Source organism: Microbacterium kribbense (assembly GCF_039537285.1).
GTDB classification, from domain to species: domain Bacteria; phylum Actinomycetota; class Actinomycetes; order Actinomycetales; family Microbacteriaceae; genus Microbacterium; species Microbacterium kribbense.
In genome coordinates, this window is the sequence record NZ_BAABAF010000004.1 from 16,928 (window position 1) to 30,371 (window position 13,444).

The following is a 13,444-nucleotide window of genomic DNA, read 5'->3' on the forward strand; positions in this document are numbered from 1 at the left end:
CGTCGAAGGCGTCGGACAAGGGGGTAGCCAATTCGTCGATCCGGGTGTACACCGGCATCCATCGTCTGACACGGGCGGAGGGTTTTCGATGCCATCGAGCAGTCCCGGACACCTGGGTGCGCAGCGGTTCCCGCTGCACTTGCTGCGCGAGTACGCCCTGATCGCGGACGGGCAGCGGGCGGGGCTGGTCGGTCCGCGCGGCGACATCGTATGGATGTGTGCACCCCGCTGGGACTCCGACGCGGTCTTCTCCACCCTGATCGGGGGCGACGGGGCGTACGCGGTCACGCCCAGCGCTCAGCCATACGTGTGGGGAGGCTATTACGAGCCCGGCAGCCTGATCTGGCACAGCCGTTGGGTGACCACGTCGCAGACCATCGAGTGCTGCGAGGCGCTGGCGTTCCCCGGTGATGCGCACACGGCGACGCTGCTGCGGCGGATCAATGCGGTGGACGGTGACGCTCGCGTCGACGTCGTCCTGGACCCGCGGGCGCGCTTCGGCGACGACGGGATGAGCGACATCTCCCGCCACGGCGGCGTGTTCACTGCGCAGTGCGGGCCGCTGCACCTCCGCTTCCGCGGGGCACCAGCCGGCGCCGCCCACCAGGACGGGTTCCGCTTCTCGGTGGCCGTCGACGCCGGCGGGCACCATGACCTCGTGCTGGAGGTCTCGGATGCCCCGCTGAACGGCCCGCCGGCCGACGTCGACCGCGCCTGGGCGGCGACTCGGGCCAGCTGGGAGCGTGCTGTGCCACCGTTCTCGGACACGATCGCCGACGCCGACGCGCGCCATTCCTATGCGGTGCTGCGAGGTCTCACCTCTGCCGGCGGAGGCATGGTGGCCGGCGCCACGATGTCCCTCCCCGAGCACGCCGGCCGGGATCGCAATTACGACTACCGGTACGCCTGGATCCGCGATCAGTGCTATGCCGGGCAAGCAGCGGCCGCGTGCGGCAGGTTCGCGCTCCTGGACGACGCGGTGCGCTTCGTGGCGGAGCGGCTGCTGGAGGACGGGCCGGCACTGCGGCCGGCATACACGATCACGGGCCAGAGCGTCCCCGCCGAGCGCACCCTCGATCTGGCGGGCTATCCGGGCGGCTCGGACAAAGTTGGCAACTGGGTGAACTCGCAGTTCCAGCTGGACGCGTTCGGCGAGGCGCTCTCGCTGTTCGCGGCCGCCGCTGCTGCCGATCGGCTCGACGGGCAGCAGTGGCAGGCGGCCCTGCAGGCGGTCGCCGCGATCGAGCGGCGGCGGACCGAGCCCGACGCCGGCATCTGGGAGCTCGCCGACGCCCGGTGGGCGCATTCGCGGCTGGCCTGCGCGGCAGGCCTGCGCGCGATCGCCGCGCACGCCCCGGCGGCTGACGGCGCGCGATGGAACGCGCTCGCCGACAGTATCCTGGCCGAGACATCCGCCGACTGCCTGCACCCCAGCGGGCGCTGGCAGCGCAGCCCCGACGACGCGCGGGTGGATTGCGCCCTGCTGATCCCCGCGCTGCGCGGCGCGGTACCCCCGGACGATCCGCGGACCCTGGCGACGCTGGACGCGACGCTGGATGAGCTCGGAAGGGACCTGTTCATGTATCGCTTCCGCCACGATGACCGCGACCTCGGCGAAGCGGAGGGCGCATTCCTGCTGTGCGGATTCGTGACGAGTCTCGCCCTCCACCAGCAGGGCCGCGACGTCGAGGCGAATCGGTGGTTCGAACGCAACCGCGCGGCGTGCGGCCCGCCGGGACTCTTCTCCGAGGAGTACGACACCGCGCAGCGGCAGATGCGCGGCAACCTTCCGCAGGCGTTCGTGCATGCGCTGATGCTGGAGACCGCCCACACTCTGGCGGCTCCATGGTCGGCACCGTGAGCGAGCCCACCGGCATCCCCACCCACCCATCGCAGAGGAGGTCATCATGAACGCACCGCATGCAGGTCAGGTCGTCGTCGTCACGGGGGCGAGCGGCGGCATTGGACGGGCCAGCGCGCAGGCGTTCGGCGCCCGGGGTGACCGGGTGGCGTTGCTGGCTCGGGGAGACGCCGGCCTTTCCGGCGCGGCGCGCGAGATCGAAGCGGCCGGAGGAACGGCGCTGGCCGTCCCGACGGACGTGTCGTCGCCGGAGCAGGTCGAGGCGGCGGCCGAAGCGATCGAGGAGGCCTTGGGCCCGATCGACGTGTGGGTCAACGTCGCGTTCACGTCGGTGTTCGCCGAGTTCACCGACATCACTCCCGCCGAATACAAGCGGGTGACCGAGGTGAACTATCTCGGGTACGTCTACGCCACGATGGCCGCGCTGAAGCGGATGCTGCCGCGCGATCACGGCACGATCGTGCAGGTCGGCTCGGCGCTGGCATACCGGGGCATCCCGCTGCAGACCGCCTACTGCGGGTCGAAGCATGCCATCCAGGGGTTCCATGAATCACTGCGCTGCGAGCTGCGCCACAACAGGAGCCATGTTCGCGTCACGATGCCGCAGATGCCGGCGGTGAACACCCCGCAGTTCGACTGGGTGATCAACCGGCTGCCGCAGCCGGCTCAGCCGGTGCCGCCGATCTACCAGACCGAGCTGGCCGCCCGCGCCGTGCTGTATGCCGCCGACCATCCGCGGCGGCGCGAGTACTGGGTCGGGGGGAGCACCGCGATGACCCTGGCGGTCAATGCGATCGCGCCGGGCCTGATGGATCGCTATCTGGCCCGCACCGGCTACTCCTCCCAGCAGGTCGACCGACCGCAGCCGCAGGACAGACCCACGAACCTGTGGGAGCCCGCCGACGGGCCTGGCGGGCGCGACTACGGACTGCACGGCAGCTTCGACGATCGTGCGGTCACCCGCAGCATCCAGGTGTGGGCATCGCAGCGTCACGGGCTGCTCGCCTCCGCCGGAGCCGCGGCCGTCGTCGGTGCCCTGGCCGTGTATGGGAAGAAGCGGCGCTGAATCGATGGGATGCCGCACCCGGTGCGGCCCGCAGGGAAGGAGAGATGGCGGAGCGGCGCCGGTCGCGGCGGCGCCGACGGGTGATCCGGCGGTGAACAGAATCGAGGGATCGACATGGCACACGTGATCGCAGCAGTGAGCGCCTCGAGCGGGTCGCCGCAGGCGCTGACCGCCGCCGCGGCCGAGGCGCGGGCGCGGAGCGCGGACCTGATCGCCCTGCAGGCGTGGCGGCCTCCGCGGCGCGCCCCGCTCGGTGCTCCTGACCGAGTCGGCGGGAGCCGCCCTGCTGGTGCTGGACGCTCCGCGCACACAGGAGAGCATGAGGTCGCCGGTGCTCGCGCATCGGTTGATCTATGCCGCATCGTGCCCCATCCTGATCATGCCGCCGGCGGCCCCGTCGGCGGACGAATGACGGAGGACTGACATCGTGAGCACAGAGAAGGACATCGAGAATCTGACCACGCACGCGGACTGGGGTGCCGGCGATCCGCGCGTGATCCTCACCGGCGAAGACACGCGTCGGACGATCCGCCTGACGGCGGCGGTGACCCGCATCGGCTCGGGGGCCGACGCCGACATCCGGCTCAAGGGGCTCGACCCGATCGCGGCCGAGATCATCCACGACGAGGGTGACGAGTTCGTGTACGTTCCGCACGCGGCGGGCCAGACCAGCGCACGGCTGGAGCCGATTCAGAGCGTGGACGGCGCGTTGGGCGAGGTGCTGCGCATGGGTGCGCGCTTCACGCTCGGCAGCTGGAGCTTCGTCTACATGCGCGAGGAGTTCGCCGACCATGGTCGCCCGCACGGCGGGATCGAAGGCGGTGAGGGGTCCAGCGGCATCCAATCCCCGCAGGAGCCGCGACCGGACTACTCGGGCGACGCGGCCGACGACGTGCGGGGCTCGCACACCGACCGATCGGCACCGGCATAAGCTGAGGGCAGTCGTCGATGCGCGAAGGAGCCCGAACCGATGAGCCTCGACCTGCTGTCTCGAACGCAGCCCGATGCGGACCGCCCGGGGCGTGACCCGGCCGCCTACTGGCCCGCGATGACCGAGGCCATCGCCGACCGGTCCGGGCCGGTGGCCGCCGTGAACCTGGCGGCGCTGCGCTACAACGCCCTCGACATGCTGGTGCGTGCCGGCGGCGTGCCCATCCGGGTCGCCAGCAAGTCCGTCCGCATCCGCGAGGTCATCGGCGGGGCCCTCGCGCTGCCCGGCTATCAGGGCGTCCTCGCCTTCACGCTGCCCGAGGCCCTGTGGCTGGCCGCGCACGGCGACGACGACATCGTCGTGGGGTACCCGAGCGTCGACCGCGACGCGATCGGCCGCCTGGCCGCCGATGAGGATGCCGCGGCGCGCATCGCGATCATGGTCGACAGCATCGACCAGCTCGACATCGTCGACGCCGTCGCCGCCCCCGGCCGCCGTGCCCGACTGCGGCTGTGCATCGACGCCGACGCCTCGTGGCGCGTGCCGGTGCTCGGCCATCTCGGCGTGCGCCGCTCACCCGTCCACGACGTCGGCGAGGTCGCGAATCTGGCCCGCGCGATCACCGCACGCGCCGGATTCACCCTGGTCGGACTCATGATGTACGAGGCGCAGATCGCCGGCACGCCCGACCACGAAGGCATCGGCGACCCGATGATCCGCTGGATGCAGAGCCGGTCCGGGCAGGAGCTGCTGGTGCGGCGGGCCGGCATCGTCGGCGCACTGCGCGAGATCGCCCCGCTCGAATTCGTCAACGGCGGCGGCACCGGATCGCTCGAGCTGACGGCATCCGATCAATCCGTCACCGAGGTCACCGCCGGCAGCGGCCTGCTCGCCGGGCATCTGTTCGACCGCTACCGCATCTTCGAACCCGCGCCGGCGGCCGCATTCGCGCTCGAAGTCGTGCGCAAGCCGGCCGCCGACATCGTCACGGTGCTCGGCGGTGGGTGGGTCGCGTCGGGTCCGGCGGTCGCGTCGCGCCAGCCGATGCCGGTGTGGCCCGAGGGCCTGCACACCCTGGCCCGCGAGGGCGCGGGGGAGGTGCAGACGCCGCTGCAGGGCGACGCGGCACACAGCTTGCGCATCGGTGACCGGGTCTGGTTCCGCCACGCCAAGAGCGGTGAGCTCGCGGAGCGGGTCAACACGGCTCTGCTCATCGACGATGGGGCCGTCGTGGGCCAGGCGCCCACGTACCGCGGCGAAGGGATGGCGTTCCTATGACCCGGCCGGGCGGGCAATGGCGCAACTGGGGGCGGTCGGCGACGGCCCGGCCCCAGCGCGTGGAGGTGCCCACCGGCACCGACGCCGTGCGGCGTGCCGTGCAGGCGGCCGCCCGGCGCGGGCTGCCGATCAAGGCGGTCGGCGCCGGACACAGCTTCAGCGGCATCGCCGTCGCGCCGGGTGTGCAGCTGGACCTGCGCGAGCTGACCGGCGTGGTCCGCGTCGACCGGGAGCGGTCCCGGGTCACGCTGCGCGCCGGCACCCCGCTGCACGCCGTACCCGGCCTGCTGGCCCCGTACGGGCTCGCGATGACGAACCTGGGCGACATCGACCGGCAGACGATCGCCGGCGCCGTCTCGACCGGCACGCACGGCACCGGCGCGCGCTACCGGGGTCTGGCGGCGCAGGTCGTCGGGGCGGTGCTGGTCACCGCGGACGGCGAGCTGCTCACCGTCGACGACGAGAAGAACACCGAGCTGCTGCCGGCCGTGGCGCTGGGACTCGGAGCCCTGGGCATCCTCGTCGAGCTGACGATCCAGTGCGTGCCGGCGTTCGTCCTGCACGCCGTCGATTCGCCGGGCCCGCTGGCCGCGCTGCTGCAGATCGTCACCCGGCGCGCCGCCGAAGCGGACCACTTCGAGTTCTACTGGTTCCCGCACACCGACGTGGCGCTGTCGAAGACGAACATGCGGCTGCCCGCCGATGCGCCGCGCCACCCGCTGCCGACGGCCGGCCGGTGGGTCGACGAGGAGCTGCTCTCCAACGGCGTGTATGCGCTGACCTGCGCGGTCGGCTCCGCCGTGCCGGCGGTCGTGCCGTCGGTCTCGCGCTTGGCGGTCCGGCTGACCGGCGACCGCGAGTACACCGACTTCTCGCACCGGGTGTTCACCCAGCACCGCGGCGTGCGCTTCCGCGAGATGGAGTACGCGCTGCCGGCCGACAACCTCCGTCCGGCCTTCGACGCGCTGCGGGCGCTGATCGAGGAGCGCGGCTGGCGCATCTCCTTCCCCGTCGAGGTGCGCTTCGCCGCCGCCGATGACCTGTGGCTGTCCACGGCGTACGGCCGTGCGTCCGCCTACATCGCGGTGCACCGGTACTGGCGCGAGAATCCGACCGAGTACTTCCAGGCCGTCGAGCAGATCATGCTCGCGCACGGCGGCCGTCCGCACTGGGGCAAGATGCACACGCTGGATGCCGCGGCCTTGCGTGAGCGGTATCCGCGCTTCGACGACTTCGTCCGGCTGCGCGACCGGCTCGACCCGGACCGGCGCTTCGAGAACGCCTATCTGCGCCGCGTGCTCGGTGGGTAACGGCTGAGAGTCAGGCGCCGGGCCGGGGGAGCGGGGGCAGTGCACCGTTAGAATGTTGAGCGAACCGAACGGAGTCCCGTGCAATGGAATGGTTGATCCCGGTAGTAGTCGTCGTCGCGCTGATCCTGATCATCGGGATCTACCTGTGGGCGACCTACAACTCGCTCGTGCAGCTGAACGTGCGCGTGGACGAGGCGTGGAGCGACATCACCGTCCAGCTCAAGCGGCGCGCCGACCTGCTGCCGAACCTCATCGAATCGGTCAAGGGCTATGCGGCGCACGAGAAGGCCGTGTTCGAGAACGTCACCCAGGCGCGGGCTGAGACACTGAGTGCCGGTGGCCCCGCCGCGGCAGGTGTGGCCGAGGGACACATGCAGCAGGCGCTGAAGTCGCTGTTCGCCGTGGCCGAGGCATACCCGCAGCTGCAGGCGAGCCAGAACTTCCTGCAGCTGCAGCAGGCCATCGTCGACACCGAGGACAAGATCCAGGCATCCCGCCGCTTCTACAACGGCGGCGTGCGCGAGCTGAACACCAAGATCAAGGTGTTCCCGAACAACCTGTTCGCGCGCAACCTCGGCTTCACCGAGCGCGAGTTCTTCGAGGTCGTCGACGGCGCCGCCATCGCGGAGCCTCCGCGCGTGCAGTTTTGACCCGAGCCGGCCGCGCGGGTGACTGATGTACTCCGCGATCGCGCGCAATAAGCGCAACACCTGGTTCATCCTCACCGCATTCATCCTGCTGCTGGGCGCGGTCGGCGCAGTCGCCGGCTGGCTGGCGGGCAACAACTGGTGGATCACCGCGTTCATCCTGATCTTCGCCTTCGGCTACGCGACCGTGCAGTACTTCTTCGCCGACCGGCAGGCGCTGGCGCTGTCCGGAGCGTTCGAGGTCACGAAGGAAGATGCGCCGCGGTACTTCCGGCTCGTCGAGAACCTGTGCATCACCACCGGCACGCCGATGCCGCGGCTCTTCGTGGTCACCGACGAAGCCCCGAACGCCTTCGCGACCGGGCGGCGACCCGACCAGGCGGCGATCACCGTGACCACCGGGCTGTTCGAGATCATGACCGATCGCGAGCTGGAGGGCGTGCTCGGCCACGAGCTCGGCCACATCCGCAACTACGACATCCGCGTCTCGATGATCGTGTTCGGGCTCGTCGTGGCCGTCGGCATCCTCGCCGACGTCTTCCTGCGGGTCGCGTTCTTCGGCGGTGGCCGCCGGTCGAACAACGGCGGTGGGCAGGCGCAGCTGGTGTTCCTGCTGTTCGGCATCGTGGCGGCCATCGTCGCGCCGCTGCTGGCCGGTGTCGTGCAGGCCGCGATCTCCCGCCAGCGGGAATACCTGGCCGACGCCACCAGCGCGCTGACCACGCGCGACCCGGACGGACTGGCCTCGGCGCTGGCGAAACTGCAGACCAGCGGCCGGCCGCTGCGGCGGGCCAACACGTCGATGGCCCACCTGTGGATCGCCGACCCGCTGCGCCCGAACGCGCTGGAGCGGATGTTCTCGACCCACCCGCCGATCCCCGACCGCATCGAGCGGCTGCACGCCATGGGCGGCTCGTTCTAGGTCGCGGCGCACGCGGTTCTAGACTGGCCGGGTGGCAGACTCCGACGACAAGCCGCGAGCCTCGTTCCGAGAGCTCGTGACCCGGCGCACGGTGGACACCGAACTCGGCGCCACAATTCCCCCCGGCCTGCGGGTCGCAACTGCCTACTCCTGGCGGATGCTGGTGGTTGCCGGCGCGATCGCGGTGGCGATCTGGCTGATCATCCAGCTGCAGCTGCTGGTCATCCCGCTGCTGGTCGGGATCCTGGTCACGGCTCTGCTCTGGCCGACGTTCGCCTGGATGCTGCGTCATCGCCTGCCGCGGTGGATCGCGATCGTGATCTCGGTGGTCGGCACCCTTGCCGTCGTCACCGGCCTGCTGTGGCTGGCGATCTGGCAGATCGGCCAGCAGTGGCCCTCTGTGCGGGCCCGCACCGTCGAGGCCGTCGACGGGTTGCGGCACTACCTCGTCAGCGGGCCGCTGCAGCTGACCGAAGCGCAGATCGACGGCGTGCTGGGCCAAGTGTGGACCGTCCTGCAGCAGCAGGCCCAGCTGCTGTGGTCGGGGGCGCTGGCCCTGGGCAGCACGCTCGGACACGTCGTGGCGGGGACGCTGCTTGCCGTGTTCATCCTGCTCTGCCTGCTCACCGACGGCGCCGGCATCTGGCGCTGGACGGTGCGACTGTTCCCGCGGGCCGCCCGCGCGGCGGTGGACGGGGCGGCGCGCGCCGGCTGGCGCACCGTCGTCAACTACGCGCGCACCCAGCTGCTGGTGGCCACCATCGACGCCGTCGGCATCGGCGTGGGCGCGTTCTTCCTCGGCGTGCCGCTGGCCATCCCGGTGGCCGTCCTGGTCTTCCTCGGCTCGTTCATCCCGATCGTGGGCGCCGTGCTCACCGGGGCCGTCGCGGTCTTCCTCGCCCTGGTCTACAACGGCTGGCTGATCGCGCTGTGGATGCTGGTGGTCGTGCTCGGTGTGCAGCAGCTGGAGGGCCACATCCTGCAGCCGCTGCTGATGGGCTCGGCCGTCAAGGTGCATCCGCTGGCGGTCGTGCTCGTCGTCGCCGGCGGCGCGATGATCGGGGGGATCCCCGGTGCGCTGTTCGCCGTGCCGCTGGCCGCGTTCGTCAACGTCGTGGGAGTGTATCTGAGCCGCCGGGGCTCGTACGGCCCCGATGCGCTCGCCGACGCCGACCTCATCTGGAATACCGTGCCCCGCACCAGGAAAGGCAATGCATGACCGCCCCCACGCTCGCCGAATTCGAAGCCGCCGCGGCAATGCTGCGGGGCGTGATCACCGAGACCCCGATCGACAAGTCCCTGCACCTGTCGGATCTGCTCGGCGTGCCGGTGTATCTGAAGCTGGAGAATCTGCAGCGCACCGGGTCGTTCAAGATCCGCGGCGCCAGCTACCGGCTGTCGAAGCTGACCGCCGCCGAGCGGGCGCGCGGAGTGGTCGCGGCATCGGCCGGCAACCACGCCCAGGGCGTCGCGCTGGCGGCCCAGCAGCTGGGCATCGCCGCGACGATCTTCATGCCGCTGGGCGTACCGGTGCCCAAGCTCCTGGCCACCCGCGGGTACGGCGCCGATGTGATCCTGGAGGGCGCCACGGTCGAGACGCCGCTGCGCCTGGCCGCGGAGTTCGCCGAGCGCACCGGGGCCGTGCTGATCCACCCGTACGACCACCACGACATCATCGTCGGGCAGGGCACGCTGGGCCTGGAGATGTGGGACGCCATCCCCGACCTGGACACGCTGGTGGTGGGCATCGGCGGGGGCGGCCTGATCGCCGGCGTCGCCGCGGCGGTGAAGGCGCGGGCAGCAGCCGCGGGACGGGTCGTGCGGGTGATCGGCGTGCAGGCGGCCAACTCGGCCGCCTATCCGCCGTCACTGGCTGCAGGGCACCCGATCGAGGTCGCCACGACCCCCACGATCGCCGACGGCATCGCGGTGGCCCGTCCCGGTGACATCCCGTTCGAGATCATCCGCGATCTGGTCGACGAGGTCGTCACCGTCACCGAGGACGACATCGCCCGTGCGCTGCTGGTGCTGCTCGAGCGCGCCAAGCAGGTCGTCGAACCCGCCGGTGCGGTCGGGGTGGCCGCGATCCTGGAAGGCAAGGTCACCGCCTCCGGCACGACCGCCGCCATCCTGTCCGGCGGCAACATCGATCCGCTGCTGCTGCAGCGGGTGGTCGCGCACGGACTGGCCGCCTCGGACCGCTACATGACGCTGCGCATCCCGCTGCCCGACCGCCCCGGTCAGCTCGCGGCGGTCGCCGAGCTGCTCGCGCAGGCCGGCGCGAACGTCATCGAGGCCATGCACACCCGGCACGGCCAGGGGCTGCAGATCAGCGAGGTGGTGCTGCAGCTGAGTGTGGAGACGCGTGGCGCAGAGCACCGCGCCCGCGTGATCGAGACGCTGCAGACAGCGGGGTTCGACCCCACCGTCGTCGAGGACTGAGTCAGCCGGTGTAGGTGGCGACCTTCAGGATCTCGACGCTGATCTCACGGCCGTTCGGCGCGGTGTACGAGGTCTTCTCGCCCTCCTTCAAGCCGATGATCGCGCTGCCCAGCGGAGAAGCCTCGCTGTAGACGTCCATGTCGCTGCCGACCGCGATCTCGCGGCTGCCCAGCAGGAAGACCTCCTCGCCGCCGGCGACCACGGCGGTGACCACGGTGCCCGGTTCGACCACGCCGTTGCTCTGCGGGGCTTCGCCCACCACAGCGGTCTTCAGCAGCGACTGCAGCGTGCGGATGCGCGCCTCCTGCTTGCCCTGCTCGTCCTTCGCGGCGTGATAGCCGCCGTTCTCCTTCAGATCGCCTTCTTCCCGGGCGGCCTCGATGCGTTTGGCGATCTCGACCCGGCCGGTCGTCGACAGGTCCTCGAGCTCGGCGGCGAGACGGTCGTAAGCCTCCTGGGTGAGGAACGTCACGGGAGCATTGTCAGACACGTCTTCTCCTTTGATCGTTGGGGGATAAGCCAGACGCCCCGGCACCGGCCAGGGCGTCCTACTTCGGCGGTCAGCCTATGACACCCAGCAGGTGTTCACCAAACCGGTCGTGGCTTTGGCCAGGGTGGGGATCGTCTCGGTGAACGCCTGCGTGTGCGCGCGCGACGGCGGCAGCTCGATCACCTTCCAGCCGACGACTCCGTGATCCTCGTCATCGGCCTCGAGGACGCACACGATGGTGGATCCGGCCGGCGCGGTGGTCTGGAAGCTCACCGTGACGGTGCGGGCGTCGACCACGTCGTATCCGGTGGCGACGGCATCCACCGCATGTATCGTATTGGCGATCGTCGCCCACGAGAGCAGCCCGACGGCCACGACGGCGAAGGTCCCGATGACCGACCACGTCCAGACCCGCCGGCGCACGGACCGGTTGCGGCCGTATCGCGCGTCGAGCTCCTGCTGGGTTGTCATGCGGTCTCCGTGGGGGGAATAAGCTGGGCTACCAGGCTATGCGCTTGTGCGCGAAATGAGGAATGATGCACGCTGCGATCGCCGCGCTCGTGGTCATGGCGACCCCGTCCCCGACTCCGACCGCCCCGCCCGCAGACACCGTCACTCCCGGACCGTGGGGATTCTTCGCGATCGCGGCGCTGGGCGTCGCGGTGATCGTGCTGCTGTGGGACATGATGCGTCGGATCCGGCGTGCCCGCTACCGACTGCAGGTGCGCGAAGAGCTCGACGAGGAGATGGCCCAGGCGGCCGCCGCCGTGGACGGCGCCGGGCTCGACGAGCCGCATGGCGAAGGCGGGGAGCAGCAGCCGCCGCCACCGGACCACGACGAGCACTGACAGCGGGGCGCTCAGGCGCCGTGGAACGCCGGTCGCAGCGCGATCAGCAGGCACGCGGTCCAGTGGCACAGGAACGCCAGCACGGTGCACACGTGGAAGATCTCGTGGAACCCGAAGCGGCCCGGCCACGGGTTGGGCTTCTTCGTCGCGTAGGCCACCGCGCCCGCCGTGTAGAGCAGACCGCCGACGATCACGAGGATCATCATGGCGCCGTTCGCCTGGAAGAGCGGCACGATGTACATCACCGCCGCCCAGCCCAGTGCCAGATACAGCGCGACGTACAGCCAGCGCGGTGCGCCGATCCAGAACACGCGGAACACGATGCCGAGGACGGCGCCGCCCCAGGCGATGATCAGCAGGGTCATGGTCTGCCGGGTGGGCAGGGCCAGCACCGCCAGCGGCGTGTAGGTGCCGGCGATCAGCAGCAGGATGTTCGCATGGTCGATGCGCTTGAGCACCGCCTTGGTGCGCGGCTGCCATGCGAACCGGTGATACAGCGCCGAGTTGCCGAACAGCAGCAGCGATGTCGCCATGAACACCGCGGCGGCCCATTTGCCCGGCGTGCCGTGGGCCAGCACGATCAGCACGATGCCTGCGGCGATGGCCACCGGGAATGTGCCGGCGTGGATCCAGCCTCGCCAGGTGGGCGTGATCTCGGCGCCGGCTTCCGTGCCGGCGGCATCCAGCAGCGGCAGCCGCGGCAGGTCAGCCGTCTCGGACGGGGATGCCTCGGGCCGGGGACGGCGGTTGCGCGATCTCACGCCCCCGAGCCTATGCCCGCGCGGGCCCGGCGCACACGCGAACGCACCGGCACGGACTTGCGGTGTCTGCGCGGTACCGTGGACATGTGATGTCCGCGCGGCCGAATCAGGGACAGGGCCCGCTGTATCGGCTCTACATCGGTCGGCTGCGACGCCAGATCTCGCCGACGGCGGTGCCGGGCCATGTGGCGATGATGATCGACGGCAACCGGCGCTGGGCCCGGCAGGCCGGCTATGCCACTCCCGCGGACGGCCACCGGGCCGGCGCGGCGAAGATGCGGGAGTTCCTGGAGTGGTGCGATCGGGTCGGCGTGCGGGTCGTGTCGCTGTATCTGCTATCGCTGGACAACCTGCGCAAGCGTCCTCAGCAGGAGCTGTCCGACCTGATCGAGATCATCGCCGAACTCGCCGACACCCTCTCGCACACCCGCGACTGGCAGGTGCAGCACGTCGGGCGGCTGGAGGGGCTGCCGCCGGAACTGGCACGCGTGCTCGCCGACGTCCAGGAGCGCACCAAGGACAACACCGGGCTGCACGTGAACCTCGCGGTCGGCTACGGCGGGCGTGGCGAGATCGTGGATGCCGTTCGCAGCATCATCGCCCAGCACGACGAGCGCGGGGGAACCCTGGAGGAGCTGGCGGCGAGCCTGACCCCCGAGCAGATCGGCGAGCACCTGTACACCGGCGGCCAGCCCGACCCGGACCTGGTGATCCGCACCTCGGGGGAGCAGCGGCTGAGCGACTTCCTGCTGTGGCAGTCCGCCCACAGCGAGTTCTATTTCGTCGAGGCTCTGGGGCCCGACCTGCGCGAGGTCGACTTCCTGCGGGCGATCCGCGACTACGCCGATCGCGACCGCCGGTTCGGGGGCTGAGGTCGCGGCCGCGAGC

The 13,444-nt window shown here is 70.8% G+C and carries 15 protein-coding genes; 12 read left to right on the forward strand and 3 right to left on the reverse strand.

All coding sequences use genetic code 11. The annotated features are described in order from the left end of the window. Positions 1-88 precede the first annotated feature (88 nt). From ABD705_RS06020 to ilvA, 10 genes are all read left to right on the forward strand, one after another. Positions 89-1,861, forward strand: a complete 1,773-nt coding sequence (locus tag ABD705_RS06020; protein ID WP_344781571.1) for a glycoside hydrolase family 15 protein — start codon at positions 89-91, stop codon at positions 1,859-1,861. 46 nt (positions 1,862-1,907) lie between these two features. Next, positions 1,908-2,927: an SDR family oxidoreductase gene (locus tag ABD705_RS06025; RefSeq protein WP_344781573.1), complete on the forward strand. Its 1,020-nt coding sequence runs from the start codon at positions 1,908-1,910 to the stop codon at positions 2,925-2,927. Between the two features lie 114 nt (positions 2,928-3,041). Then, a complete protein-coding gene (locus tag ABD705_RS16075; protein WP_425562036.1) occupies positions 3,042-3,350 on the forward strand; it encodes a universal stress protein in 309 nt (102 codons plus the stop codon). Between the two features lie 4 nt (positions 3,351-3,354). Beyond that, on the forward strand, positions 3,355-3,858 hold the full coding sequence (locus ABD705_RS06030) for an FHA domain-containing protein (protein WP_344781575.1): 504 nt from the start codon (positions 3,355-3,357) through the stop codon (positions 3,856-3,858). A gap of 39 nt (positions 3,859-3,897) precedes the next feature. Further along, positions 3,898-5,136 (forward strand): alanine racemase, encoded by a 1,239-nt coding sequence (locus ABD705_RS06035; RefSeq protein WP_344781577.1) that lies wholly within the window; start codon positions 3,898-3,900, stop codon positions 5,134-5,136. Next, entirely contained in the window at positions 5,133-6,446 is a 1,314-nt protein-coding gene (locus ABD705_RS06040; RefSeq protein ID WP_344781579.1) for a D-arabinono-1,4-lactone oxidase, read from the forward strand. The genes ABD705_RS06035 and ABD705_RS06040 overlap by 4 nt, the downstream gene beginning before the upstream one ends. A gap of 83 nt (positions 6,447-6,529) precedes the next feature. After that, entirely contained in the window at positions 6,530-7,096 is a 567-nt protein-coding gene (locus ABD705_RS06045) for a LemA family protein (RefSeq protein ID WP_344781581.1), read from the forward strand. A gap of 25 nt (positions 7,097-7,121) precedes the next feature. Then, on the forward strand, positions 7,122-8,015 hold the full coding sequence (locus tag ABD705_RS06050; RefSeq protein ID WP_344781584.1) for a M48 family metalloprotease: 894 nt from the start codon (positions 7,122-7,124) through the stop codon (positions 8,013-8,015). Positions 8,016-8,046: 31 nt separating this feature from the next. Further along, positions 8,047-9,234, forward strand: coding sequence for an AI-2E family transporter (locus ABD705_RS06055; RefSeq protein ID WP_344781586.1), 1,188 nt, complete (start codon positions 8,047-8,049; stop codon positions 9,232-9,234). Continuing rightward, positions 9,231-10,457, forward strand: a complete 1,227-nt coding sequence (gene ilvA / locus ABD705_RS06060; RefSeq protein ID WP_344781588.1) for a threonine ammonia-lyase — start codon at positions 9,231-9,233, stop codon at positions 10,455-10,457. Before ABD705_RS06055 ends, ilvA begins: the two co-directional genes overlap by 4 nt. A 1-nt stretch (position 10,458) precedes the next feature. On the opposite strand, the gene greA is transcribed toward ilvA, so the two are convergent. Together greA and ABD705_RS06070 are read right to left on the reverse strand one after the other, a co-directional pair. Beyond that, positions 10,459-10,947 carry a transcription elongation factor GreA gene (gene greA / locus ABD705_RS06065; protein ID WP_344781590.1) on the reverse strand — a complete coding sequence of 163 codons (489 nt, stop codon included), beginning with the start codon at positions 10,945-10,947 and terminating at the stop codon, positions 10,459-10,461. A 75-nt stretch (positions 10,948-11,022) separates the two neighbouring features. After that, positions 11,023-11,418, reverse strand: a complete 396-nt coding sequence (locus tag ABD705_RS06070; protein WP_344781592.1) for a DUF4307 domain-containing protein — start codon at positions 11,416-11,418, stop codon at positions 11,023-11,025. 65 nt (positions 11,419-11,483) lie between these two features. Here ABD705_RS06070 and ABD705_RS06075 point away from each other — a divergent pair, with 65 nt between their 5' ends. After that, a complete protein-coding gene (locus tag ABD705_RS06075; RefSeq protein ID WP_344781593.1) occupies positions 11,484-11,795 on the forward strand; it encodes a hypothetical protein in 312 nt (103 codons plus the stop codon). Between the two features lie 11 nt (positions 11,796-11,806). Here the strand turns inward: ABD705_RS06075 and trhA are convergent, their stop codons facing one another. Then, on the reverse strand, positions 11,807-12,499 hold the full coding sequence (trhA, locus tag ABD705_RS06080; RefSeq protein WP_344782011.1) for a PAQR family membrane homeostasis protein TrhA: 693 nt from the start codon (positions 12,497-12,499) through the stop codon (positions 11,807-11,809). Between the two features lie 146 nt (positions 12,500-12,645). Here trhA and ABD705_RS06085 point away from each other — a divergent pair, with 146 nt between their 5' ends. Continuing rightward, the gene (locus tag ABD705_RS06085; RefSeq protein WP_344781595.1) at positions 12,646-13,428 is read left to right on the forward strand and encodes an isoprenyl transferase; all 783 of its coding nucleotides are present in this window, start codon (positions 12,646-12,648) and stop codon (positions 13,426-13,428) included. The last annotated feature ends 16 nt before the right edge of the window (positions 13,429-13,444 follow it).

Coding starts and splice junctions, on each gene's coding strand:
- ABD705_RS06070 (WP_344781592.1), bottom strand. CDS start 11,418: ATGACAACCCAGCAGGAGCTCGACGCGCGATACGGCCGCAACCGGTCC.
- ABD705_RS06025 (WP_344781573.1), top strand. CDS start 1,908: ATGAACGCACCGCATGCAGGTCAGGTCGTCGTCGTCACGGGGGCGAGC.
- ABD705_RS06020 (WP_344781571.1), top strand. CDS start 89: ATGCCATCGAGCAGTCCCGGACACCTGGGTGCGCAGCGGTTCCCGCTG.
- ABD705_RS06045 (WP_344781581.1), top strand. CDS start 6,530: ATGGAATGGTTGATCCCGGTAGTAGTCGTCGTCGCGCTGATCCTGATC.
- ABD705_RS06050 (WP_344781584.1), top strand. CDS start 7,122: ATGTACTCCGCGATCGCGCGCAATAAGCGCAACACCTGGTTCATCCTC.
- ABD705_RS16075 (WP_425562036.1), top strand. CDS start 3,042: ATGGCACACGTGATCGCAGCAGTGAGCGCCTCGAGCGGGTCGCCGCAG.
- ABD705_RS06075 (WP_344781593.1), top strand. CDS start 11,484: ATGCACGCTGCGATCGCCGCGCTCGTGGTCATGGCGACCCCGTCCCCG.
- ABD705_RS06085 (WP_344781595.1), top strand. CDS start 12,646: ATGTCCGCGCGGCCGAATCAGGGACAGGGCCCGCTGTATCGGCTCTAC.
- ABD705_RS06040 (WP_344781579.1), top strand. CDS start 5,133: ATGACCCGGCCGGGCGGGCAATGGCGCAACTGGGGGCGGTCGGCGACG.
- ABD705_RS06035 (WP_344781577.1), top strand. CDS start 3,898: ATGAGCCTCGACCTGCTGTCTCGAACGCAGCCCGATGCGGACCGCCCG.
- ilvA (WP_344781588.1), top strand. CDS start 9,231: ATGACCGCCCCCACGCTCGCCGAATTCGAAGCCGCCGCGGCAATGCTG.